The sequence below is a fragment of the Streptomyces sp. NPDC026062 genome, assembly GCF_055568375.1.
Genome location: NZ_JBVHOQ010000017.1, coordinates 144,189 through 167,742, shown reverse-complemented (window position 1 = coordinate 167,742; position 23,554 = coordinate 144,189). Strand labels below are relative to the sequence as shown.

The following is a 23,554-nucleotide window of genomic DNA, read 5'->3' as shown; positions in this document are numbered from 1 at the left end:
GAACACCACCCCCCAGGTCATCTCGGACAGGGGGACCAAGTCATGCCGGGCCCGGAGGCCAGCGGCCCCGTTGCGGAGCCGTGGAAAACATAACGTGGATCGCGCCACCCCTGGCAGAGGGCTCGCGGTTCCAAGGGCGCGGGGGCGGGCCCGGGTTGCCCTTGGCCCGGGAGCGTGACGGCGGTGGGTTGTCGTCCGGTGTGTCCGGAGCGTCCTTGCTCATCCTGTGTCTGCCTTCCCCCGAAGTGGTTCATGGTTCAGGAGACATGGTCGGGGCACCGGGGGCGTTTGGACAGAGGAAAGTCGGTCAGGTCAGCACTGCTACGGGGGTGTGGCGCGGGGCTGTGGGCCCCGCCGTCCGGTGGGTGGGACAGGTCCCTTCGCGGCGGATGCCGCGCGCGCTACACAGGACCGCGGGACGGCGAGCGGGCAGCGCGAGCCGATCCGGCCGAAAGGGAGTGCAAGCCATGAGCGGCCTCGAAGAGCGACTGACCCTGCTGGAGCGCAGGGTGCGGCAGTTGGAGGAAGCGGAGACGGCCGGCGGCGCCGCTTCGCGGGATCGTGCGGACGTGCTCGACCGGCTTTACGGACTGCAGACCGCCCTCGATGCCCGCGACTGGGACACGGTCCGGGACACCTTCACCGCTGACGGAACGGGCTACGGAAGGAAGGGGATCGAGGCGATCCTGGCCGTGGTCCAGGGACATCTGGGCGGATGCGGCCCGACTCAGCATCTGCTCGGCAACACGCGCGTGACCGTGGAGGGCGACCGGGCCCGCAGTCTCAGCGCCGCGCGGGTCCACCACACCGGGGCCGGAGTCATGCGGGGCAAGTTCTTCGAGTGCATGGGGGATTACGACGACAACTGGGTGCGCACCGATACCGGCTGGCGGCTGAGCCACCGGAGCTTCGATATGCGGATCCGGCTCGGTGACTACGGGGTCCTCCGGCCCGCCGAGGAGTCGGGCGGGGCGGCGTAGTCCGCGTTCCGTCCGGGCACGCCGTCCGGCCGAGGCCGTCCAGGCGCGCCGACCGGTCGGGGTGCCCGGGCGGGGTGGTCGGGGTGGTTGCGGTACGCCCCCACTGTCTGTTCGGAGCCGCCTCCGTTTCCGCCCTGTCCGGAACCGCCCTCAGCCCCCGGACGGGTGCTCCGGCAGCTTCCGTACGTACCGCACCCCCCGCTTCCCGCTCAGCACCACTTCCTCTCCCGTCGCGACGAACCCCGTCCGCGTCAGGACCGACCGTGACGCGGTGTTGGTGAGGGTGGCCGAGGCGCCGAGCGTCGTCAGGGCGTACGCCGTCGTGCACAGCGTGAAGAGGCCGCGCACCGACTCCGTCGCCAGGCCCCGCCCCGTCTCCTTCCCGGCCAGGCGGAAGCCCAGGTCCGCCGCGCCGTCCGCCACGTCCAGCAGGTTGAACCGGCCCAGGATCTCGTCGCCGTCCTCCGCCACCAGTACGTGGAAGTGGCAGGTGCCGTCCTCCTGTTCGGCGAGCAGGGCCTCGTGGCGGGCGGTGAAGTGGGTGAAGTAGTCGTCTCCGCGGTCCGGTACCGACGCCGCGAAGAAGGACCGGTTCTCCCGCTCGAACGCGAGGAGGGCGGGGGCGTGGTCGCGGCGCAGGCGCTGGAGTACGGGCATGGCGGCAGGGTATGCGGGGGCGCGCCCGAGGTCATCGGGATTTCTGGTGGGGCGGGACCTCGAAGGCCCCGCCCCGGCAGCCGTTCTGCGCTGCGGACCTCGAAGGCCCGCTCCCGGGCCGTTCTACACCGCGGCTCCCCCGTGGCAGTCCCGGTACGACCGCTCCGAGCCGCACCAGCACGCCGCGCTCCTCGCCGGCGGCCACGGGACCGCCCGGCCTCGGGCCGCCAGCGTCGTCGCGTACTGGGGGAGCAGGTCCGGGTCGGACGGGGAGGCGGCCTCGGAGGCGGCGAACGCCTCGTACGACGGGACCGTGCCCGCCACGATGCCGAGGTTCGGGGTCCCCGCCGCGTGCAGGTCGCGCAGGGCCGCCTCCAGGCGGGCCAGGTGGTCCGGGTGCGAGGCGTACTCGCTGCCCAGGCCCGGGTACGCGGTGAGGAGTTCGCGCAGCTCGGGCTCCGGCCAGTGGAGCACCGCCACCGGGAACGGGCGGGACAGGGCCGTGCGGTACGTGCCCAGTTCGGCGCGGAGACGGGTGATCTCGGCCCGGAGCTCGCCCGGGTCGGACGAGCCCAGCGCCCACAGCCGCTTCGGGTCGTGGAGTTCGTCCAGCGGGACGGCCGCGGTGTGGAGGGCGTCGGCCAGTTCGTCCCAGGCGTCGTGCGTGGCGCCCATCAGGCGGCGGACCCGGTGGCGGCCGGTCAGCAGCGACTGTGTGGCGTAGGGGACCTCCTCGCCCGGGGCGATGAGCAGGGTGAGGGCCGCGGAGAAGAAGTCGTGGGCCGACTCCAGCTCGTCGTGGGCCTCCAGGGTCTCGGCCGCGATCTCCCAGGGGGCCGCCTCCTGCGGGCCGGCCGCGCGGATGCCGTCGATGATCGCGCGGGCCTCGGCCTCGTGGCCGTACTCCCACAGGTTGGCGGCGCTGAGCGCCTTCACCAGGTGGGGGTGTTCGGTGTCGGGGGCGCTGAGCAGTTCGTCGTAGAGAGTGGTGGCGCGGGCGCGGTCCCCGGCGAGTTCCAGATGGGCCGCCGCCTGGAGGAGCAGCGGTTCGTGGTCCTCGGGGTACTGCGCCGCGGTGCGCAGCAGGCGCTCGGCTTCGGTGGTGTGGTCGGCAGGCGTGTCGGGGCGCATGAACCACACCGTACTGCCGTACGGGTGCGGGCCGGAGGGGTGTTCCGGCTCGGGAGAGCGGTGGCGGTGGGTGAGACGTGTGACCGCTCTGGAGAGTTGCGGGCCTTGGCTCTATCGTGCGGCCCGTGCGTGAGCGGATACGTGAACGGATACCGGTGGTGGTGCAGCGCGGCGCGCGCGGCAGGCGGCTGGCCGCGCGCGGGCTGTGGACGGGCGCGGAGCTGGTGGTGACGCTCGGTGTCGTCCTGCTGCTGCTCGTCGCCCATCAGCTGTGGTGGACCAACCGGCAGGCCCGTGCCGAGGCCGCCGACACCGTGCACGCCCTCCAGCGGGACTGGGACGCGCCCGGAGTGCCGGATCCGACGGTGGAGGAGACGTCGCCGGAGCCGGTGGGCGGTGACGGCGGCGGCGGCGGTCCCGCCGTGGGGGAGAAGGCCGGTGGTGGCGGAGGAGGGCGTACGGCGTCCGCGTCCGCGCCCCGCAGCTCCCAGGCGTACGCCGTCATCAGCATCCCGCGCATCGGGCTGACCGCCCCCGTCGCCCAGGGCATCAGCAAGCACGGCGTCCTGGACAAGGGGTACGTCGGCCACTACCCGCGCACCGCGCAGCCCGGCGGCTCCGGGAACTTCGCGCTCGCCGGGCACCGCAACACCCATGGCGAGCCCTTCCGCTACATCAACCGTCTGCGGTCCGGCGACCGGATCACCGTCGAGACCCGGGACGCCGTCTACACGTACACCGTCGACAAGACCCTCGCCCGCACCCAGCCGGGCGACAGCGGTGTCATCGCCGCCGTGCCGCGCAGCAACATCAAGCCGTACGTGGGCTACCGGGCGGCCGGGTCCTATCTGACCCTGACGACGTGCACGCCCGAGTTCACCTCCCGGTACCGGCTGGTGGTGTGGGGGAAGCTGACGGGAACGCGGGAGCGGTGACCGCCGCGGGCGGGCGCGGTAGTGGAGGGTGAGGTCGTAAGGTTCTCCGACGTGCTGAGACGACGTCCGCAGTTGTTGTGGTTGCTGGTTCCCTATGTGCTCTACCTGGGGGCGCTGCCGTTCGTGAACCGGGTCCGTCCCATGGTGCTCGGACTGCCGTTCCTCTTCTTCTGGCTCCTCGGGGCGACCCTGCTGACCCCCGTGGCCGTGTGGCTGACCAGGCGGGGTGACCGCCGGTGAACGCCACCGTCGCGACCACCGTCTTCGGGGTCTTCATGGTCGCCACCGTGGCCCTCGGACTGCTCGCCGTGCGCGGCAGACGCGGGGGAGAGGGCGGCGGGCTCGCCGAATGGTCGGTGGGCGGGCGCAGTCTCGGGACGGTCTTCATCTGGGTGCTGATGGCCGGTGAGGGCTACACCAGCTTCAGCTACCTCGGCGCCGCCGGCTGGGGCTACAACTACGGCGCGCCCGTCCTCTACGTCGTCGCGTACATGTCCTGCGGTTACGCCGTCGGCTATGTCGTCGGGCCGATGCTCTGGGCGTACGCCCGTCAGCACGGACTCGTCGGGATCACCGACATGGTGGCGCACCGCTTCGGCCGGCCCTGGCTCGGGGCGCTCGTCGCCGTCCTCGCGACCGTGTTCCTGCTGCCGTACATCCAGCTCCAGATCACCGGCATGGGCGTCGTCGTCTCGACCATCTCCTACGGCGCGATCAGCCTGAACTGGGCCTACTTCGTCGCCTTCGCCGTCACCACCGGATTCGTCGTGGTCAGCGGGCTGCGCGGCAGCGCGTGGGTGTCCGTGCTGAAGGACGTGATGGTGATCGCCACGCTGGGCTTCCTCGCCTTCTACGTACCGCACCACTACTTCGACGGTTACGGGCCCTTCCTCGACCGGCTCGTCACCGAGAAGAGCGAATGGCTGACCTTTCCCGGGCACGGCGACAGCGGCCTCGGACAGGCCTGGTTCATCACCACGTCCTTCCTCAACTCCCTCACCGTCGTGATCTTCCCGACGACCGTCGCCGGCTATCTCGGCGCGAAGAACGCCGATGTGCTGCGCCGCAACGCGATGTGGCTGCCCGCCTACAACGTCCTGCTCTTCGTTCCGATGCTGCTCGGCATGGCGGCGCTCTTCGTCGTGCCGGGGCTCGTCGGTGCCGAGTCCAACCTGGCGCTCTTCAAGCTGGTCGTGGACTCGCTGCCGGCCTGGTCGGTCGGGATCATCGGCGTTGCCGCCGCCCTCTCCTCGATCGTGCCGATGGCCGTCTTCATGCTGGTCATCGGCACGATGTGGGGGCGCAGCGTGCTCTCGCTCGTGCCGCGCTGGGAACGGCGGCAGAAGGGCGCGGCCCAGGTGGTCGTCGTGGTCGCGGGGAGCCTGGCGCTGCTGCTCACGTACACCGCGCCGAACACCCTGGTCCGGCTCTCGCTGATCTCGTACGAGGGCATGGCGCAGCTGCTCCCCATGGTGCTGCTGGGCCTGATGTGGCGACGGCTGACCCTGCTCGGGGCGATGAGCGGGCTGGTCGTGGGGGTGGGTGTGGTGTGCGGATTCGTGTTCACGGAGAACGACCCGGTGTGGGGGGTGAACGCGGGCATCGTCGCGCTGGGCGCCAATCTGGCCGTCGCGCTGGCGGTGACGTACGCGGGGCCGCGCGAGCACGACGAGCGGCCGGACGAGGAGGTGCTCGCGCGCGACGACATCGAGGGGGAGGAGTTCGTTCCGGCGGGGTGAGGGCCGTGCGGTCAGGCCCGGTCCCGCAGCAGCAGCGCGCTGACCGTCGCCACCAGTGCCAGCCCCACCGACAGCAGCATCGCGCCGTCCGCGCCCGAGCCCGTCGTCGCGACGGCGATCGTCAGGGCGACGCCCGCCGACGAGCCGATGTAGCGGGCCGTGTTGTTCGCGCCCGAACCCATCGCCGCCCGCTCCGGCGGCACCGACTCGACCGCCAGCCGGGGCAGCGCCGCGTTCAGCAGACCGCTGCCGATGCCCGCGACGATCAGTGCCGGGACCAGCCGCAGCCACACCGCCGGGCCCGGGTGCGCGGTGGCTTCCAGGGTGCCGAGCAGGGACAGCACGGCCACCGCGTGCAGCGCGAAGCCCACGGCCAGCTGGTGGCGGGCCGTGACCCGGCCCGTCAGCCGGCGCGCCTGCAACGCCACGACGAACGCCGTGCCCGACCAGAGCAGGAACAGCCACGCCGAGTCGAGCGCCGACAGACCCAGCGCCCGCTGGAGGAGCGTCGGCAGATAACTGAACAGGCCGATCACCGTGAGGCCCGTGAACAGCCCGCCGGCCGCCGAGGCCAGGAACGGGCGGCTGCGCAGCAGGGACAGGTCGATCAGCGGGGCCGCCGCCCGGCGCTCCACCGCCAGGAACACGAGGGTCAGGGCGAGCACGGCGAGCAGCGGCAGGGCGACAGGGGCGCGCAGCCAGCCGTCCCTGCCGAGCGTCAGCGCGGTCACCAGCGCGGCCATCGCCGTCGCCAGCACCGCCGTGCCGGCCAGGTCCGGGCGGCCGCCGCGTGGGGCCCGGGACTCGGCGAGCGTACGGAACGCGAAGGCGGCCGTGACGAGTGCGGCGAGGCCCAGCGCGGCATAGGGGAGCCGCCAGTCGACGGACCCGAGCGAACCCGCCAGCAGCGGGCCGAGTGCGATTCCCGCGCTCACGAACGCGCCCCAGATCCCCGTGGCCCTGATCCGTGCCGCACCGGCGGGGAACGCCCCGACGAGCAGCCCCAGGCTGGTGGCCAGGATCGCGGCGCTCGCCGCCCCCTGGGCGACCCGGGCCAGCGTGAAGGTGAGGGTGTCGGTCGCGAGCGCGCCGAGTCCGGTGGTGAGGCCGAGGGCGAGCGTGCCGATCAGGAAGAGTCTGCGGCGGCCGTAGTCGTCGGCGAGGCTGCCCACGACCAGCAGGACGGCGGCGAGTCCGAGCGGAGTGCCGTTGAGCAGCCAGGCCTGGCCGGACGGCGGGGTGGCCAGGGCGGCGGAGATGCCGGGGACCGTCGTCATCGGCGCGGTGTAGTTCATCAGCGCCACGGCGGTGGCGGCAGCGGTGACCGCGAGAGTCGGCCCGGGGCGCGGATGCGGGCGAGCGGGGGGTGGTGGCGCGGGGGCGGTCGCTTGCGCGGCGTGGGGGTGTACGGGCTGGGCCATGGCATCGCTCCGGGGCTGGCAGGGGCTGCGGGGGTTTCGCGGGGGGCCGAGGAAGGCCGAGGGTTCGGTGGGCCGGTGGGCCGGTGGGCCGGTGGGCCGGTGGGCCGGTGGGCCGGTGGGTTCGTCAGGTCGTGGTGCGTGCGTGCGTGCGCCCCGAGGTTCTAGGTTCAGTGAATGAACTTGGTTCGCCGCTGCTGACGCTAGCACGGTCGGTTCGTTCACCGAACCTTGAGGGAGTAATGTGGGCTTATGGCTCTCGGCAAGGACTACGCGAACCAGCAGTGCTCCCTCGCCCGCGCACTCGAAGTGACCGGCGAGCGCTGGACCCTGCTTGTGGTGCGCGACGCCTTCTACGGCGTACGCCGGTACAACGACTTCCTCGTCCACCTCGGGATCCCCCGTGCCGTCCTGGCCACCCGGCTCCAGTCCCTCGTCGAGGCCGGGGTGCTGGACAAGCGCCGGTACCAGGAGTCGCCGCCGCGCGAGGAATACGTCCTGACCGACAGCGGCAAGGCGCTCTGGCCCGTCATCCGCGCCCTCGGGGTGTGGGGGCGCGACCACCTCCCCGGCACCCTCCCCGTGCGTGTCTTCGTCCACGCCGACTGCGGTACGGAACTGGGCGTGTACGGGGAATGCCCGGCCTGCGCCGTCTCCGTACCGCCCGAGGACGTCGAGATGAGGCCCGGTGAGGGGCTCGACACGGACACCGGAAATCCGGTCGGCCGCGCGCTGCTCACACCTCGTCGACTCCTCATGCCCCTGGAAGCCGATCGTGTATAACGGTTAAAGGTTGAAGTGCCGCGGGGAATCGCGGCGCACGGTCGGGGGAGAGCGGAAGGGGGAGGAATCATGGACGCACGCGCCACGAACCGCATGCGCGGTGCCTTCGCCCGGGTTCTGCGCCCCGCTGGGCTCCTGCTCTTCTTCCTCACCGAGGTCCTGCTCGCCGAGGGCGGCAGCCTCTCCGCCGCCGTCGCGCTCGCCGCCACCGCGGCCGCCGGCACCGCACTCGTCGCCTGCTCGGTCATCAGCGCGCGCTGCGCCGCCCCGGTGCCCCGCACCCGGGTCCGCACCGCCATGCGCGACCGGGAGAAACGCACCGCGTTCCTGCCGCAACGCGACCCCGATGCCAAGGGGCGCCGACGTCCCCGAGCCCCCGGCCGCGCCCTCCTGACGGCCGCGTAGGGCTCGCCCCTCCCCTCTTTCGTCCGGATACCCACGCCATGTGCGTGCGTACGGGCGCCCCGCGCGGATCGTCATGCCGAAGCCGAACCACTTCCCGGCACGACGAGACCCCCGGAGGGCTCATCCATGTCCGCCTTCATGTCCGCATTCGCCAGCCTGGTCGGCGCCCTCGCCGACGTGCTCCACCCGCTCTTCCAGAACGCCTCCACCGCCGCCGCGATCATCCTGTTCACCGCACTCGTCCGACTCGCCGTGCATCCCCTGTCCCGGGCCGCGGCGCGGGGGCAGAAGGCGCAGCGCCGGCTCCAGCCGCAGATCGCCGAGCTGCGCAAGAAGCACAGGAAGAACCCCGAGCGGATGCAGAAGGCGCTCATGGAGCTGCACAAGGAGGAGAAGGTCTCGCCGCTCTCCGGCTGCCTGCCGAGCCTCCTTCAGATGCCGGCCTTCTTCCTGCTGTACCACCTCTTCTCCAGTACGAGGATCGGCGACGACGCCAACGAACTCCTCGGCCACCAGCTCTTCGGCGCTCCGCTCGGCGAGCGCTGGCGCGACGCGCTCGCGGACGGCGGGATGTTCGGGACGCAGGGCCTCGTGTACGTGGGGCTGTTCGTGATCGTCGCCGCCGTCGCCACGTTCAACTACGGGCGGACCAAGCGCCAGATGGCCGCCAACCCCGTCGCCCCGGCCACCGGCCCCGACGGGCAGCCGGTCCCGGGCATGGGTGCGATGACGAAGGTGATGCCGCTGATGTCCTTCTTCACCCTCTTCACCGTCGCCTTCGTGCCGCTGGCCGCCGCGCTGTACGTGGTCACGAGCACCACGTGGACCGCCGTCGAGCGGGCCTGCCTCTACCGCGACATGCCGGCCGCGGGCGCCGCCGTGGCCACCGCGGCGTAGCCGAGGCGACGGGTGCTCCGGTCCAGTGTGTGAACAGGGTCTTGCGGAGTGATCGGATGTCTTGGAGGATCGGACAAGCCTGCGATGGCCGCAACCCATCCGACGGGCACGATCCCGACCGAGGAGAGAAAGACCGTTGAAGCTGCTTCGTGTGGGTACGGCAGGCGCGGAACGACCGGCGCTGCTGGACGAGGACGGAACCCTGCGTGACCTGTCGGGAACCGTCGCCGACATCGACAGCGCGCTGCTCGCCGACGAGGACGCGCTCGCCCGGGTGCGGGCCGCCGCGGCCGCGCCCGGGGAGCTGCCCGTGCTCGACGCCGAGGGGCTGCGGGTGGGTCCGCCGCTCGCCCGGATCGGCAAGATCGTGTGCATCGGGCTGAACTACCACGACCACGCCACGGAGACCGGCGCCGAGATCCCGGGCGAGCCGATCCTGTTCTTCAAGGCGCCGGACACGGTCGTCGGCCCCGAGGACACCGTGCTCGTGCCGCGCGGCAGCGAGAAGACCGACTGGGAGGTCGAGCTCGCCGTCGTCATCGGGCGCACCGCCCGGTACCTGGACTCCGCGGAGGAAGGGCTCGCACACGTCGCCGGCTACGCGGTGGCCCACGACGTCTCCGAGCGCGCGTTCCAGATCGAGCGCGGCGGGACCTGGGACAAGGGCAAGAACTGCGAGACGTTCAACCCGCTGGGCCCCTGGCTGGTGACGGCCGACGAGGTGGCCGACCCGCAGGCGCTGCCGATGAGGCTCTGGGTCAACGGCGAGCTGAAGCAGAACGGCACGACGGCCGACCAGATCTTCCCGGTCGGCGAGGTCGTGCGCTACCTGAGCCACTTCATGACGCTCTACCCGGGCGACGTGATCAACACCGGCACGCCCGCCGGGGTGGCGATGGGGCAGCCCGAGCCCAAGCCGTATCTGCGGGCCGGGGATGTCGTGGAGCTGGAGATCGAGGGTCTGGGGCGGCAGCGCCAGGAGCTGAAGAACGCCTAAAGATCGGAGGGGTGGGGGTCGCCGCTTATGGCGGCCCCCACCCCTTCCGGGTGTCCGGTGCCGCTCAGCCGCTGATCTTCGTCGCGAACTGCTCCAGCGCCTCGACCACCAGCGCGTGGTCCTCCGCCTGCGGCAGCCCCGACACCGTGACCGAGCCGATGACGCCCGCGCCCTCGACCGCGATCGGGAACGAGCCGCCGTGCGCGGCGTAGATGTCCGGGTCCAGACGCGAGGCCTCGTCGAACGTCGTCCCCTTGGCCCGGAACCGCGTACCGACCAGGTACGAGCTCTCGCCGTAGCGCTCGACGACCTTGCGCTTGCGGTCGATCCACGCGTCGTTGTCCGCGCTCGAACCCGGCAGCGCGGCATGGAACAGCTGCTGGGCGCCGCGCCGGATGTCGATCGCTACCGGGGCGTGCCGCTCCCGGGCCAGGGCGACGAGCAGGCCGCCGAGGGCGTACGCGTCGTCGTAGCCGAAGTGCGGCAGCGTCAGCCGGCGCTCCTGGGCGATCAGCTCGGAGATGGTCGGAGCGGTGGGGTTCATGCGGACTGCACCTCGGTGGTGTGAGTGGTGGGGAGCGCGGAGGCTCCGGCCAGGGTGACCGTGACGCCCTCACGGGCCGAGCGGCGGGCGGCCTCCAGCACGTCCAGCGCGTCGGCCGCCTGGAGGGCGGTCACTGGATTCTCGCCCTTCCCGCGCAGCGCGTCGGCGACCGCGGCGTAGTACGCGGGGTAGTCGCCCGGCAGCGTACGCACCGGGGCCCCGCCGCCCGTGAGCGGGGACTCGCCCGCCCCGAGCCGGCCCCACAGCGTCTCGTCCTCCACACCCCAAGGGCCGTCCGCCGTCGGGCGCGCACCCTCGCGCAGGGCGGCCTCCTGGGGGTCGAGGCCGTACTTCACATAGCCGGCGGTGGAACCGAGCACCCGGAAGCGCGGGCCGAGCTGGGCCGTTGTCGCGCTGACGTACAGATGCGAGCGGACCCCGTTCGTGTGGGTGATCGCCAGGAACGTGTCGTCGTCGGCCGCCGCGCCCGGACGGCGTACGTCCGACTCCGCGTACACCTGGGCCGCGGGCCCGAACAGGGTCAGCGCCTGGTCGACGACATGGCTGCCCAGGTCGTACAGCAGCCCGCCGATCTCCCGCGGATCGCCCGACTCGCGCCAGCCGCCCTTCAGCTGTGGGCGCCACCGCTCGAAGCGGGACTCGAAGCGTTGCACCTCGCCCAGTTCGCCCCCGGCGATCAGCGCGCGCAGGGTGAGGAAGTCGTTGTCCCAGCGGCGGTTCTGGAAGACCGAGAGCAGCAGCCCGCGCTCCTGTGCCAGGGCGGCCAGCCCCCGGGCCTCGGCAGCCGTACCCGCGACCGGCTTGTCCACGACCACCGGCAGACCGGCCCTCAGCGCGGCCGTCGCGATCGGGACATGGGTCTTGTTCGGCGACGCGATCACGATCAGGTCGAGCTCGTCCGCGCGCGCCCACAGCTCGTCGGGCGAGGCGGCGAACCGCACGGCGGGGAACTCGGCACGGGCCTGCTCCCGGCGCTCCTCGCTGGAGGTGACGACCGTGTCCGCGACCAGGCCCCCGGTCGCGGAGATCAGCGGGGCGTGGAAGACGGAACCCGCCAGGCCGTAGCCGACGAGCCCGACGCGCAGGGGGGCCGGGGCCGTGCCGGAGGTCTCGTGAGTCGCGTGTTCAGTCATGCGTTCCACTTTGGCAACACTGTTGCCAAAGTGCAAGCGCGGGAGACAATGGGTCCGTGAACAGGAGTAACAGCGGCGCGAACCTGCCGGCACTGCGCAGCCACAACGCGGCGCTCGTGCTGGACCTGCTGCGGGCGGCGGGCGAGCGGGGCATCAGCCGCCTCGGACTCGCCGGGCGGACCGGGCTCACGCCGCAGGCCGTCAGTAAGATCACCGCCCGGCTGCGGGCCGAGGGCCTGGCCGCCGAGGCCGGTCGCCGCGCCTCGACGGGCGGCAAGCCGCGTACCGTGCTGCGGCTGGTGCCGGACGCGGGACACGCGGTGGGCCTGTATCTGGACCGCGACGAGCTGACCGCGGTGCTCGTCGACCTCGCGGGCGAGGTGGCCGTGAGCCGGACGGAGCCGCTGGACTTCGGCGCCCCGGCGGACGAGGTGCTCGCGGCGGCGGCCGGCGCGGTCGCCTCGGTGCGGGGCGACGGTGCGCTGCCGGTGCTCGGGGTGGGGGTCGCCGTGCCGGGGCCGCTCGACCACCGGGGCGGGGTGCTGCACCGCGTCACCGGGTTCCCGCAGTGGAACGGTTTCCCGCTCCGGGACGCGCTTGCCGCGCGGACCGGACTGCCCGTCGTCATCGACAAGGACACCAACGCCGCGGCCCTCGGGCTCGCCCTCCGGGCCCCCGCCCCCGCCGACTTCGCCTACCTCCACCTGGGCACCGGCCTCGGCTCGGGGCTGGTGCTCGGCGGGGCGGTGCACCGGGGGGCGCGCACCGGCGCGGGGGAGTTCGGCCACCAGACCGTCCAGCTGGACGGCGCGCTGTGCGGCTGTGGCGGGCGTGGCTGCATCGAGGCGCTCTGCCTTGCCGCTGCCGGCCGGGGTGACATCGCCGAGGCCGCGCGGGTGCTGGGGACCGGCGCCGCCAACCTGGTCAGGCTGCTCGACATCGACCGGGTGGTGCTGGGCGGGCGCACCGTCGCCGCCGACCCGGACACGTACGTCCGAGGGGTACGCGCGGTGCTCGACGAACGGGCCCGGCGCGACGGGGCGGACCGGGCGCCGGTGCCGGTCGTCGCCGTCGGCGGAGGCGACCGGCCGGTTGCCGAGGGCGCGGCGCAGCTGATCCTCGCCCCGCTGTTCGGCCGTGTCGGCGGTGCGGACGGGGCCCCGGGCGAAGGCGCGGGCCGAGGCGCGGGTACGGACCTGCCGCCGGACCCCGTCGGCGAGCGCGGCGCGGCTGACCTATCCGATGGGTCCGGCGCGTCCGATCCAGCCGGCGGGCGCGGCTGACCGTACGGGGCCGGGTGTGGCGCCGCGTTGACGCCCCCGGCGTGGGCGCATGCGCTGCGCACGCGGTGCGAGGTGCGGACCCGCGCGCCCCGGTGCGGCACCCGAACAACCTCCTGCGCTGCGACAACGGCACCCGGGACGGCCCCGCACGCTGCGCTGACGGCACCCGGAGCCCGCACCCCCGTGTGCTGCGCCGAGGCGCCCGAGGCGGGCCTGTGCGCCCCCAATACAGCACCGTGAACGGGCCGTTGCGCACCCGCGCGACACCATCGGCTCCGGCGCGCAAGAAATCACTGCCGCGAAATGCGTGAGAGGTGTGTGCCTGTATGTGACTCGAGCGCCGTCCCCCGCCCCCGCTGTTTCCGTTTGGCACCGCCTCGTTGAGCGCAAAAAGGAGGAAGAGGACCTTCCTCTTCCGGCCGGAGCCTTTCCTTCGCCCCGAGCCGGACAAGAGAGCGGGCCCGGCGCGGCGGCTGTGAGAGCGCGCGCCGGTTCGCCCGGCGGAGGCGGCGACTCGCACGGCACGCACGCCGATGCCGTCACGGGCCGGCCGCCGTCTCACGGCACCGCCCGCGCACCCGCTCACCCGCACGAACCCGGCCCCGGGCAAGCCCCCTGGCCGCTGCCCCGGCACACCCCTGCCCCAGGACCGATCCGATTCGGGGGCGCCCCAGGAATGAGGAAAACCAGTGCCCGTCAGCACCTCGTCGAGATCACGATCACCATGAGCGACAACACCACCAACCGCCTGGTCGACGAGGGGTTCTACCTCTACGGCTTCAAGGCGGTCAACTCCTCGACCGGCGGCGGCAAGCCGCTGGTCTGGTTCGTCACCAACGACTACGCCACGACGACGGACATCACCTGGCACGAGGAGTACCAGGCCTACACCTCACGGAGAGAGATCGTGCCCCAGGGCAGGATCAGCGGCATCAACAGCTACGACATCGCCCTCGGGCAGACCCTGACCGTCGACAACGTGTCCGGCACCGGCACGGTGGGTGGCAGCCCCGGCGCCACGCGCTGCATCACGGTCGACAACGACACCACCCGCCCCTTCACATCGGGCCTCGCGCAGCTGAACCACGTGGCCGCGGGGCAGGCGGGGAAGGCGACGCCGCTGGCCGCGTTCCCGCTGCACGGCAGGAACGTGGACTTCTTCACCCCGGTGGAGAGGGTCCTCCTGATGTTCGCCACGGCGGTCATCGAGACGTCGACCGTTGTCGAGCAGGCCTTCGGGCCCGGCCTGCTGGTCGACCTGACCGGTGCGGCGCAGCGGGAGATCACCTACGACATCGACCACGGCTGGGGCCCGGCCAAGCCCAACTGGACGACGCCCGTCGACTCCCTGAGCCTGCTCACGCCCCTGCTGATCCAGCAGGACAGGTCGCTGCCGACCCCCGCGTGAGCCGTTGCGTCACCAGCGGTGCACGGGGCCGCGCTCCTCCGCCGAGGGGCGCGGTCCGACGGCGGGCCGGGCAGACCACCCGGAACAGCGAGGAAACCGCCGTCAGTTCGCGTTGAACGATCGAGAGGAACGTCTCATGCCAATGATCATCCTCAGGGGGAACGGTGCCGGCCGGACGGGGGCCATGAATCAGACGACCACGCAGACCTATCTGACCAACGTCCTCGCGCGGGTCGGCATGCTGAACAGGCTTGCCCAGCTTCTGCAGGCGCTCAACCAGGCGTTCAACGGAGGCGGACTGCCGACCGGTGGCTTCACCTTCAACGGGTTCCCGGTGCTGCACGCAAGCGCCGGCAACTTCCAGCGGAGCATCACCCTCTTCTACTACCTGGACAACAACGTCATGGTGCTGTTCGCCATGGGGGAGCACGTCGCGCACGGGCACGGCGGGAACTACCGGATCAGCATCTACGGGCAGGCGGGAACCGTCTTCGCCATGAACATGGTCATCTGATCGCCCGGTCGCGGCACGCCACCGGTGGCCCGTGGACACCGGCCCGCCCCGTCGGCTGATCTCCCGTGACCTGGGCAGGCGCCGAAGGGGCGGGACCCGGCCGGCAAGGGGGACGGACGACTGGGCCGGCCGAGGGGTTCGCGGGCGGCCGGCGGCATGTCAGGGGCGGCCGGGCCCGAGGAGCGTGGCAGGGTCGCGGCCGAGACCGGTGAACTCCGGGCCCGGGGCGAGCCGACCGTACTCCGCGACGAGCGAAGGCTGCCCCCTCATGCCCCTCACACCGTCATCCTCCGATCCCTCCCCCGAACCCTCCGTCCCCCCGCGCCCGCCGTCGCCGCCTCCTGCGGGCGGGCGGCCCCGGCACGGCCTCGTCCTCGGGCTGGCCGCGGCGAGCGTCATGCCCGTGGTACTCGGCGGGGCTGCCGCGGCCTCCGCCGTCCCGCAGCGCGATCCGGCCTCCACCACCTCCGCGGGCCTGACCCCGGCCTCGGTACCCGGCTCCGTCACCGCCGACCAGGGGCCCGCCTGCGGTGACGCGAGGGCCGCCGACTTCCCGATCGACACCCGTATCCACGGCGGTCCGGACACCTACGCCTCGGGCGGCGGCTACGGCACCTGGTTCCTGGACCTGACCAACACCACGGCCGAGCCCTGCCGCGCGATCCACCCCGTCCTGGTCCTCACCGACGAGGACCGCACCCTGACCTCCGACCAGATCCAGCTGCAGTTCTCCGAACGCGCCCACCCCGGCGTCGAACACCGCGTCAGCTGGGAGACGACCGACCGCGACGAGCACATCGGGGTCTTCGGCGGCGAGGGCGCCGACTCCTTCCCCGGCTTCACCGTGCCGCCCGGCCGGACCGTCACCGTCCAGGTCAGGCTGGCCTTCACCTCCGACACCAGCCCCGGCCGGATCACCGCCAACGCCGCGATCGTCCAGCGGCAGGGCGGCGAGGACGGCCGGGGCGACAGCGACGCCGGGAGCAAGAGCCTCGACGGGGAGTGGGTCGGTGAGTCCGAGGACTACCCGTTCACCGTCGTCGAGGACAGCGGGACCGGGGCGGACGACGACGGCCCGAGCGACGCACCCGACGAGACGGGTGACGGCGACGGGCTCACCGGCCGGCCGGACGCCAGCCCCACCACCGGAACCACCGGCACCCCGCGCCCCCTCGCACCCGGCCGCGACCCGGCCGGGGTGCCGGAGCTCGCCAGGACCGGAATCTCCGTACCGGTCCCGGTGTCCGCCCTCACCGTCTCCGGGCTCCTGATCGGCGGCGGAGCCATCGTCCTCAGGGCCCGCCGGACCCGCCGCACCCCGCACTGAACGCGATCGGCCCCCGGGCCCCGGCCCTTCCGGCGCCCGTTGCCCGACCCCCGAGGAGCGGGGACGCCGGCGCTGCACGGCGCCGGTGCTCGGCGTGACCCGAACCCGTACCACCCATTCGGCCTTGACCTGCGCTCTGTTGCGCTCCGGAGCCGGATGGCGGCCCTCTGCGCGCAGCACGAAGGCCCTCCCAGGACGCAGCCCAAGAGGACCCCGGGAGGGCCTTCGCCGTTTCCGGCGTTCCACTGCCGCGAGGACCGCGGCGGCTACGGCTGCACGAGTTCCACGATGTCGGCGATGGACTTCTTGACGTGTGTCGGCCGGAACGGGTAGTTGTCCACCTCGTCCTCCTCCGTGAGGCCGGACAGGACGAGGAAGGTCTCCATACCGGCCTCCAGACCGGCGAGCACATCGGTGTCCATCCGGTCGCCGATCATGGCGGCGGTTTCGGAGTGTGCCCCGATGCTGTTCAGGCCGTGGCGCATCATCAGCGGGTTGGGCTTGCCGATGAAGTACGGTTCCTTGCCGGTGGCCTTGGCGATCAGTGCCGCGACGGAACCCGTGGCCGGCAGCGGCCCTTCGGCGGACGGGCCGGTCTCGTCGGGGTTGGTGCACAGGAACTTGGCCCCGGCGTTGATCAGCCGGACAGCCTTGGTCATGGCCTCGAACGAATACTGTCGTGTCTCGCCGAGAATCACGAAGTCGGGGCTGGAGTCGGTGAGCACGTATCCGACGTGGTGCAGTGCCGTGGTCAGGCCGGACTCGCCGATGACGTACGCGGAACCATGCGGGCGCTGCTCCTCCACGTACTTCGCGGTCGCGAGTGCGGAGGTCCAGATGTTCTCCTCCGGGATGCTCAACCCCATGCCCGCGAGGCGCGCCTGCAGGTCGCGCGCGGTGTAGATGGAGTTGTTGGTGAGCACCAGGAACGGCTTGCCCGCCGCCTTGAGCGCTTCGATGAAGGCGGAGGCACCGGCGATCGGCACTCCTTCACGGATCAGGACCCCGTCCATATCGGTCAGCCAGGCCTCGATCGGCTTGCGCTCTGCCATGGTGTTCCCCTCGCTCGGCTCAATAGCTGATCGCCAGGCTACCGACGAGCATCCGGGGCCGGGACCGGGGCCGGGAGCGCTTGTGCTGGATGACGCATCGTCGTGCTGCTGGGCGACGTTCTCCCTGCTCGGAGTCGTAGCCAGGTTGGTCCGTGCCACCCCCGTGATGCACCGTTCACAGCCTTCTGCCCACCGGTGAAGCCTCGTCCGACTCGTCGGCGAGGCCGGAACCGGGCCTGCCGCGGCACAGTCGATCGGCCGACGAGACGAACGGAGGTCACCACCGGATTCCGGTGAGCTCCTCCGCTCCGCGTCGCTCGTCGCGTGCCGCACCGCGTACGTCACCATCCGCAGCTCACGGCCGGGTGCGAGGAGGACGGGGCAGCCCTTCCACGCCGTCACGTCATGCCTGCCGCTGCCCACGGAGAGTGGTCAGGCCCTGGCCCTCTTCAGTTCACTGAAGGCCGTGATGGTGGAGAGCGCGGCGACGCTGTCGTAGAGACGGGCCGCCTCCTCCCGCTCAGGCACGGCCGTGAGGATCGGGCCGAAGAAGCCGGGGGCCTCGCCGAACGCCATCAGAGGGGAGCCCGACTCCTGCCCCACCCGGGCCTGCCCTTCCTCGTGCTGCCCCCGTACGGTCGCGTCCCACACCGGGTCGTCGGCCGCGTCCGCCAGCTCCGCGGGCAGGCCGGCGGCGGCCACCGCGTCGCCGACGGTTCCGGCGTCCCACTGGCCGCCCGCGTCGTGCACACGCGTTCCCAGCTCGGTGTACAGGGCGTCCACCGCCTCGTCGCCGCCGTGCCCGGCCGCCGCCGCCAGCACGCGCAGGACGCGCGCCCCCGTACGGTGCGCTTCCCGGTACCGGTCCGGGATGTCGTCCCGGCCCTCGTTGAGGACGGCGAGACTCATGAGCCGCCAGGTCGGCTTCTCGCCCCGGGCCGCGGCCTCGGACCGCAGCCAGCGTGAGGTGCGCCAGGTGAAGGGGCAGGTGGGATCGAACCACATCGTCACGCTCATGTCGCAACCTTCTTCTTCAGTATCGCCGTTCTCGGCTTCCGAACGGTCGGGGGCTGTTCCTTCAGGGAGTGCCGGTGAACGCGGTCGTCTGGCGCAGCACGCCGGTGTGTGACAGGAAGCGCTTCTCGACCGTGGCCCGTGCGGCCGTGCTCCAGCGGTCTCGGCCGGCCTCGTCCGTCAGCGACCTGCGCACCGCCTCGGCCCACGGCCCACCGCCTTCGGTGTAGGGCGTGAGGAGGCCGTTGACGTCGTGGTCGATCTGCTCGCTGATGCCGTCGACGTCGGCGCCGACGACCACGGAGCCCCGCCACATCGCCTCGGCCACCGTAAGTCCGAAGCTCTCCCTGACGCTGTTCTGCACCACGGTCCGGGCGTACCGTCGCAGCACGTTCAGCGCGAGGTCCTCGCCGGTGCGCCGGACCGGGCCGAACCGCCAGATGTGGACCCTTTCGCGCACCGGTCCTTCCAGCTCCTCACGGGCCCGTACGAGCGCCTCCCACACCGTCCGGTTCACCGGATAGTTCTGCCTGGCGTCGATGTGCGGGCCGACGAGCACGAGTTCCACGTCCGGTTCCTGCCGTGCGAGGTCCTCGAAGGCCCGGACCACCCCGAGCTGGCCCTTCAGCGGGTCCCATCGGGACACCTGGAGCACGAACGGCGAGTCGGGGGCTCGCAGACCACCGGTGCCGAAGTGGTCCAGGACTATGCGGGCGTCGTCCCCACCGATGTCCACGGCCGCCGAGGTGCTGCGGGCCGCGTGGACGTCGGACCACAACGCGGCGTACGTCTCCTCCGGCAGGTCCTGGTTCTTGGACGACCGCGGGTCGATTCCCGGCGGGACGATGAGAACACGCTCGTCCTTCTCCCAGCCCGGCCAGACCAGACCGCGGTGCGAGAACAACAAGTGGTCCACGACGTCCAGTTGGGGGCGGAGGAAGGAGATCGCATCCTGGTCGATCGTCTCCAGGCGCTCGGAGCCGACGTGACAGCGCCAGGCGATCCTCGGCGTCACGGAACGGATCGTGGCCGCCAGGTTGAGCACCATGGGGTCGTGCAGGACGACCACGTCGGCGTCCCGGGCGGCCGTGACCACCGCTTCGGCATTCGCCGCGAGGAACTGTTCGACGCCCGAACGCACCCGGCTCTCCGGGAAGTCACCCACCGGCACACCGTACAGAGCGTTGTGCAGGATGAACGCCGCGTCGTGCGCCTCGTCGAGGTCGTTCGCCGCGACCCACCGGGGCTGCCACCCCGACTCGGCGAGGTAGGGCAGTTCGCTGCGGATGACCTCGCTGACCCCTCCCAGCTTGTCGGTGGTGCTGACGTGCAGGATGCGCGGTCCCTCGCGGTTCATACGTGGCTCCTCTTCGGCCGGGAATACAGGACACGTGCGGGGAACGCCCTCTCGCAGGCGACGAAGCCGAGTCCGCCCAGCGCGACAAGCACGCCCAGGACCAGCCACAGGGCCAGGCTGTTCCACTGCAGGAGCGCCCCGACGACGGCGGGACCGCCCACGTTGGAAACGGTCCACGACATCTGGAAGACCGACGAGTACTTGCCACGCATCGGCACCGGCGCGGCCTCCATCGACAGCGACTGCGCGGACGGCCCGGCGGACATCTCACCGAGAGAAAAGATCATGATGCCGACCACCGCGAGCCCCGTCGCGACCATCCGTGAGGCGCTGCCGGCGCCCGCGAACACGGCGAAGGCCAGAAGGAAGGCACAGGCCCCGACCAGCACCGCCCGGGTGCGCCGCAGAGTCGTCAGGGAACGCGAGATGGCCGTCTGGAAAAGCACGGTCATGGCCGTGTTCACCGCGAACGCCACGGACGGCACCCACGGGGGCAGATCCAGCGTGTCCACGAAGTACACCGGGAGTACGACGCCGGGCAGCAGCCAGGCGAAGGTCAGCGCGGTGTGCGCCACGGTCAGCGCGATGTACGGGCGGTCGCCCAGCACCGCGCGCCATCCTCCTGAGGCGGCGGACGGTTCCGCGTCGGGGCCCGCCGGCTCGTCCGCGTCCCGCCCGGTGGCCCCCGCCGGGGCGTCCGGGTTCATGCGCAGCCGGAAGAACACCGCAGCCGACAGGAAGGAGGCGACCACGGCGACGCACAGGATCACCCGCAGTGTGGCGACGTCACCGACGGCGAGCGCGAGGGCGGCGGCGGCCGCGCCGAGGCCGAGGGCGGCGCTCTTGAAGGCGTTGACGACCGCGAACCACCGGTCCAGCGTCTCCCCTTCGGCGACCTGTTCGGCGACGAACACCGGCCAGCTGACCCAGTACAGACGCTGTGAGAAGGAGATGAACGCGACCGCCACGACCAGCTGGAACCAGCCCTGGATGGAGACAAGTCCCAGGTAGCCCAGACCGCAGCACAGGTTGGCCAGCACGATGGTCCGCTGGGGACCCCAGCGGTCGGCCGCACTGCCGGCCACCGGGTTCAGCACCAGGGCGACGAGGCCGCCCCCGGTCAGGATCAGGCCGATCTGCGCGACCGGCAGATCAGTACTGAGTGTGAGATAGAGGAAGGTGAGGGGGTAGAAGGCGCCGGCGGCGATCGTGTCCACGAGCAGAACGCCGAGCATGATCTTCCGCTGGGGAGTGTCGGCCAGCGCCTTCCTGGTGGTCCTGCCGGTCACCCCGGCCCCTCTCCCTCGGAGAAGGCGACCCGCACCGAGCCGCCGATCCGGCGGGCCTCGTCGAGGAGGTCACCGGACCAGCGTTCCCACAGCCCGCGCAGCCGCGAAGTGATCACGACGAGGTCGGCGGATTCCGGTTCCAGCACGGTTCGCAGGCCGATCGCACGCAGGGTCGCCGCACCGTCCGCCTCCGGCCACGCGTCGAAGTCGACCAGGGTGTACGACACACCGGTACCGGACCCGCCGGCACGCGTGTCTCCGCCGGCGCCCATGACGACCACGCGGTCCGGCAACCGGCCGTCCGGCAGCGGCTCGGCCACCAGGCGCGCCACCTCTTGGCGTACGTCGATGCCCCGTGCCTGCTCCGTCCAGTCGAGCAGTCGCCGGTACTCGTGTTCCAGCGGCGGGTCGTAGTGGTTGCGGGAGTACATGGCCCCGTACAACTCCATCACCGGGCAGGGATGTTTCTCCCACAGCATCCAGGAGTTGGCGCAGTTGCTGCCGCGGTTGCCGTCCAGATCCCGTTCGTGCGGGCTCTCCAGGGCCCATGCCCGATGCGACAGCACGATCGGCATTCCCCGCCGGTGGACGCGGAAGCCGAACTCCAGATCCTCCCCGCCCCAGGAGCGGAAGTCCTCGTCGAAGCCGCCGATCGCGTGGAAGTCGGCCGCGGGCAGGGACATGTTGAGCGCCCACACGTTCATCCAGGGGGCGGCGAGGCGGCCCAGGTCGAAGCCGACCTTCTCCAGGTCGTCGTGGCGCAGGTCCCGGAAATCGACCTCGTGGGCGTAGGTACGCACCACTTCCTCGGGTTCGCTCCCGGCGATGGCCTCGGCGAGTCCCGGGAACGGCTGGTACGGGTTGTAGCCGTAGGTGTAGCCGAGCACGAGCCGGCCGCCGGCCTCGCCGTGCTCGTGCGCCGCGACGTGTTCGGCAACGAAGTCGGGTCCGACCAGGGCGCCGGTGTCGAGGAAGATCAGCAGGGGGGCGCCGGCCAGCCGGGCGCCGCCGTTGCGGACAGCGGCGGCCCGGAAGCCCAGATCCTCCTGGGTGTAATAGCCGATGTTCAGTCTGGTGGAGAACGATCCGACCACCTCGGCCGTGTCGTCCGACGAGCCGTCGTCGGCGACGACGACCTCGAACCGTTCCGGGGCAAACCGTTGCCGCGTGAGCCCTTCGAGTTGCTTCCGGAGGAGTTCAGCCCGGTTGTAGGTCGGTATCACCACGCAGACCTGCTGATCGGGTGGGTACGTCATCACTGTCCTTCGGTGAGGGTCTGAGCGGGAATACGGACGAATGCCGCCGGCCCCGGAGGCCGCCGGGGCCGGCGGCACCGGCCAGGGGTCAGACCGGGGCCGTACGCACTGGTCCGAAGACGCCGTCGGGGTCCACCCGCCGCCTGACGTCCTGGAAGGAGCGACTCGTCCCGTCGGCGATCCGGTCGGGACGGTGCCGGTCCACGGGTTCGCTGGCGTAGTTGACGTAGTCGGCGTGTCCCTCGCCTCGGAGAGACCAGGGGAGGGCCGACCGGGTCATGCCGCGTGCCCACTCCCGCCGGGTGTCGTCCTGGGCCCGGTCACGCCAGATCGCCATCGCGAGCACGGTGTAGGCCGCGCCCCGGAAGGTGATGGCACCCGGCTCCGCGGCCTCGGCCACCGCCCCGCCGAGCGGTGTGATGATGACCGTGTCCTCGACACCGTCTCCGCAACCGCCGCCCGCGTAACCGTCGACGAGCCCTTCGGCCAGATCGCCGGGCAACGCGGTGAGTGAGCACGTGGTCCAGTAGTGCCGCAGGCCGAAGTCGGTCTCGCCCAGTGATGCCTGCATGGACAGGTAGGAGCGGGGACCGAAGTCCTTGTCGGTCAGCGGTGCACAGGCCATCGTGCGTTCGATCCGCCGCACGACCTCCTCGTCGTCGCCCGAGTAGAAGACGTTGGCGACAACGGACCGGGAGGGCGGGTCACCCCACGGTTCGAGCATCAGGAGGCAGGTCAGTTCCCGAGGCGCGTCCGCCATCAGATCGGAGAACGCGGCCATGACAGGGGCCGCGTACCGCAGCGGGTAGGCGAACCGCCCCCCGTACACCCGTGATACGGGAGCGAGCCGAAAGGTGAACTCCTCGACCGCGCCGAGTCCGTGCCCCGCGCCGCGCAGGATCCGGTTCAGTTCCGGATCGAGCTCGGCGTCGACCTGCCGCCGCTGTCCGTCGCCCGTGACCATCCGGTAGGACTCCACCCGGTCGCAGGCCAGGCCCAGGCTGCGGGAGAGATAACCGAGCCCGCCGCCGAGGGTGAGTCCGGCGACGCCGGTGGATCCCACAGTGCCGCCCGTGGTGGCGAGACCGTACCGCGCGGCGGCGGCGTCGATGTCGTCCCAGGTGGCACCGCCCTGTACGCGGGCTGTAGCACGTACGGGATCGACCGTCACCCCGCGCATCAACCGGAGGTCGATCACGAGGCCGTCGTCGTTCGAGCCCGCGCCGGCGACGTTGTGTCCGCCTCCCCGAACGGTGACGGTCACGCCCGCCTCGCGCGCGGCGGAGACGACGGCCGCGATCTCACGACCGTCTGTCGGCAGGCAGATCGCGCCCGGCCGCCGGTCGTGCATGCCGTTGAACATGCCTCGGAGCGTGTCGTAGCGAGGGTGGCCCGGGGTGACCACACGTTGAGG

The 23,554-nt window shown here is 71.9% G+C and carries 23 protein-coding genes; 12 read left to right on the top strand and 11 right to left on the bottom strand.

From position 1 onward, the window contains the following. Window positions 1–467: 467 nt before the first annotated feature. A complete protein-coding gene (locus ACZ4LX_RS18040) occupies window positions 468–980 on the top strand; it encodes a nuclear transport factor 2 family protein (protein ID WP_467644620.1) in 513 nt (170 codons plus the stop codon). Between the two features lie 150 nt (window positions 981–1,130). Here ACZ4LX_RS18040 and ACZ4LX_RS18035 read toward each other — a convergent pair whose 3' ends face one another. Together ACZ4LX_RS18035 and ACZ4LX_RS18030 are read right to left on the bottom strand one after the other, a co-directional pair. Further along, a complete protein-coding gene (locus tag ACZ4LX_RS18035) occupies window positions 1,131–1,637 on the bottom strand; it encodes a GNAT family N-acetyltransferase (RefSeq protein ID WP_467644623.1) in 507 nt (168 codons plus the stop codon). Window positions 1,638–1,760: 123 nt separating this feature from the next. Beyond that, on the bottom strand, window positions 1,761–2,768 hold the full coding sequence (locus tag ACZ4LX_RS18030) for an SEC-C metal-binding domain-containing protein (RefSeq protein ID WP_467644626.1): 1,008 nt from the start codon (window positions 2,766–2,768) through the stop codon (window positions 1,761–1,763). 125 nt (window positions 2,769–2,893) lie between these two features. Between ACZ4LX_RS18030 and ACZ4LX_RS18025 the strand changes: the two genes are divergently transcribed. The 3 genes from ACZ4LX_RS18025 to ACZ4LX_RS18015 all read left to right on the top strand — a co-directional run bounded on the left by ACZ4LX_RS18025 (window position 2,894) and on the right by ACZ4LX_RS18015 (window position 5,442). Beyond that, the gene (locus ACZ4LX_RS18025; protein ID WP_467644629.1) at window positions 2,894–3,703 is read left to right on the top strand and encodes a class E sortase; all 810 of its coding nucleotides are present in this window, start codon (window positions 2,894–2,896) and stop codon (window positions 3,701–3,703) included. A gap of 81 nt (window positions 3,704–3,784) precedes the next feature. Then, complete coding sequence (locus ACZ4LX_RS18020; RefSeq protein ID WP_467645112.1) at window positions 3,785–3,943, top strand: DUF3311 domain-containing protein; 159 nt, start codon at window positions 3,785–3,787, stop codon at window positions 3,941–3,943. Next, on the top strand, window positions 3,940–5,442 hold the full coding sequence (locus ACZ4LX_RS18015) for a sodium:solute symporter family protein (protein WP_467644632.1): 1,503 nt from the start codon (window positions 3,940–3,942) through the stop codon (window positions 5,440–5,442). Before ACZ4LX_RS18020 ends, ACZ4LX_RS18015 begins: the two co-directional genes overlap by 4 nt. A gap of 11 nt (window positions 5,443–5,453) precedes the next feature. On the opposite strand, the gene ACZ4LX_RS18010 is transcribed toward ACZ4LX_RS18015, so the two are convergent. Next, window positions 5,454–6,863: an MFS transporter gene (locus ACZ4LX_RS18010; protein ID WP_467644635.1), complete on the bottom strand. Its 1,410-nt coding sequence runs from the start codon at window positions 6,861–6,863 to the stop codon at window positions 5,454–5,456. 249 nt (window positions 6,864–7,112) lie between these two features. Between ACZ4LX_RS18010 and ACZ4LX_RS18005 the strand changes: the two genes are divergently transcribed. The 4 genes from ACZ4LX_RS18005 to ACZ4LX_RS17990 all read left to right on the top strand — a co-directional run bounded on the left by ACZ4LX_RS18005 (window position 7,113) and on the right by ACZ4LX_RS17990 (window position 9,942). Beyond that, window positions 7,113–7,643 carry a winged helix-turn-helix transcriptional regulator gene (locus ACZ4LX_RS18005; protein WP_467644638.1) on the top strand — a complete coding sequence of 177 codons (531 nt, stop codon included), beginning with the start codon at window positions 7,113–7,115 and terminating at the stop codon, window positions 7,641–7,643. A gap of 69 nt (window positions 7,644–7,712) precedes the next feature. Then, window positions 7,713–8,048: a DUF6412 domain-containing protein gene (locus tag ACZ4LX_RS18000; RefSeq protein ID WP_467644641.1), complete on the top strand. Its 336-nt coding sequence runs from the start codon at window positions 7,713–7,715 to the stop codon at window positions 8,046–8,048. 126 nt (window positions 8,049–8,174) lie between these two features. After that, window positions 8,175–8,945, top strand: a complete 771-nt coding sequence (locus ACZ4LX_RS17995; RefSeq protein ID WP_467644643.1) for a YidC/Oxa1 family membrane protein insertase — start codon at window positions 8,175–8,177, stop codon at window positions 8,943–8,945. Window positions 8,946–9,081: 136 nt separating this feature from the next. Continuing rightward, window positions 9,082–9,942 (top strand): fumarylacetoacetate hydrolase family protein, encoded by an 861-nt coding sequence (locus ACZ4LX_RS17990; protein WP_467644645.1) that lies wholly within the window; start codon window positions 9,082–9,084, stop codon window positions 9,940–9,942. Between the two features lie 64 nt (window positions 9,943–10,006). Here ACZ4LX_RS17990 and ACZ4LX_RS17985 read toward each other — a convergent pair whose 3' ends face one another. Further along, window positions 10,007–10,486 carry a heme-degrading domain-containing protein gene (locus tag ACZ4LX_RS17985; protein WP_311312276.1) on the bottom strand — a complete coding sequence of 160 codons (480 nt, stop codon included), beginning with the start codon at window positions 10,484–10,486 and terminating at the stop codon, window positions 10,007–10,009. Then, window positions 10,483–11,640 carry a Gfo/Idh/MocA family oxidoreductase gene (locus tag ACZ4LX_RS17980; protein WP_467644648.1) on the bottom strand — a complete coding sequence of 386 codons (1,158 nt, stop codon included), beginning with the start codon at window positions 11,638–11,640 and terminating at the stop codon, window positions 10,483–10,485. The genes ACZ4LX_RS17985 and ACZ4LX_RS17980 overlap by 4 nt, the downstream gene beginning before the upstream one ends. A gap of 56 nt (window positions 11,641–11,696) precedes the next feature. On the opposite strand from ACZ4LX_RS17980, the gene ACZ4LX_RS17975 reads away from it, so the two are divergent. The 4 genes from ACZ4LX_RS17975 (at window position 11,697) to ACZ4LX_RS17960 (ending at window position 16,172) form a co-directional block, all read left to right on the top strand. After that, a complete protein-coding gene (locus tag ACZ4LX_RS17975) occupies window positions 11,697–12,923 on the top strand; it encodes an ROK family transcriptional regulator (RefSeq protein ID WP_467644651.1) in 1,227 nt (408 codons plus the stop codon). Window positions 12,924–13,599: 676 nt separating this feature from the next. Further along, window positions 13,600–14,331 carry a carboxymuconolactone decarboxylase family protein gene (locus ACZ4LX_RS17970; RefSeq protein ID WP_467644653.1) on the top strand — a complete coding sequence of 244 codons (732 nt, stop codon included), beginning with the start codon at window positions 13,600–13,602 and terminating at the stop codon, window positions 14,329–14,331. Window positions 14,332–14,515: 184 nt separating this feature from the next. Further along, a complete protein-coding gene (locus ACZ4LX_RS17965; RefSeq protein WP_467644655.1) occupies window positions 14,516–14,845 on the top strand; it encodes a hypothetical protein in 330 nt (109 codons plus the stop codon). Window positions 14,846–15,113: 268 nt separating this feature from the next. After that, entirely contained in the window at window positions 15,114–16,172 is a 1,059-nt protein-coding gene (locus ACZ4LX_RS17960) for a hypothetical protein (protein ID WP_467644657.1), read from the top strand. A 266-nt stretch (window positions 16,173–16,438) separates the two neighbouring features. Here the strand turns inward: ACZ4LX_RS17960 and ACZ4LX_RS17955 are convergent, their stop codons facing one another. The 6 genes from ACZ4LX_RS17955 to ACZ4LX_RS17930 form a co-directional block, all read right to left on the bottom strand. After that, window positions 16,439–17,224, bottom strand: coding sequence for an HAD-IIA family hydrolase (locus ACZ4LX_RS17955; protein ID WP_467644659.1), 786 nt, complete (start codon window positions 17,222–17,224; stop codon window positions 16,439–16,441). Window positions 17,225–17,656: 432 nt separating this feature from the next. Continuing rightward, window positions 17,657–18,241 carry a mycothiol-dependent nitroreductase Rv2466c family protein gene (locus ACZ4LX_RS17950; protein ID WP_467644661.1) on the bottom strand — a complete coding sequence of 195 codons (585 nt, stop codon included), beginning with the start codon at window positions 18,239–18,241 and terminating at the stop codon, window positions 17,657–17,659. A 61-nt stretch (window positions 18,242–18,302) separates the two neighbouring features. Further along, complete coding sequence (locus ACZ4LX_RS17945) at window positions 18,303–19,595, bottom strand: glycosyltransferase (protein WP_467644663.1); 1,293 nt, start codon at window positions 19,593–19,595, stop codon at window positions 18,303–18,305. Continuing rightward, window positions 19,592–20,884, bottom strand: a complete 1,293-nt coding sequence (locus tag ACZ4LX_RS17940; RefSeq protein WP_467644665.1) for an MFS transporter — start codon at window positions 20,882–20,884, stop codon at window positions 19,592–19,594. Before ACZ4LX_RS17940 ends, ACZ4LX_RS17945 begins: the two co-directional genes overlap by 4 nt. Beyond that, window positions 20,881–22,140, bottom strand: coding sequence for a glycosyltransferase (locus ACZ4LX_RS17935; protein WP_467644668.1), 1,260 nt, complete (start codon window positions 22,138–22,140; stop codon window positions 20,881–20,883). The genes ACZ4LX_RS17940 and ACZ4LX_RS17935 overlap by 4 nt, the downstream gene beginning before the upstream one ends. Window positions 22,141–22,228: 88 nt before the next feature. Further along, window positions 22,229–23,503, bottom strand: coding sequence for an FAD-binding oxidoreductase (locus tag ACZ4LX_RS17930; protein WP_467644672.1), 1,275 nt, complete (start codon window positions 23,501–23,503; stop codon window positions 22,229–22,231). Window positions 23,504–23,554: the final 51 nt, after the last annotated feature.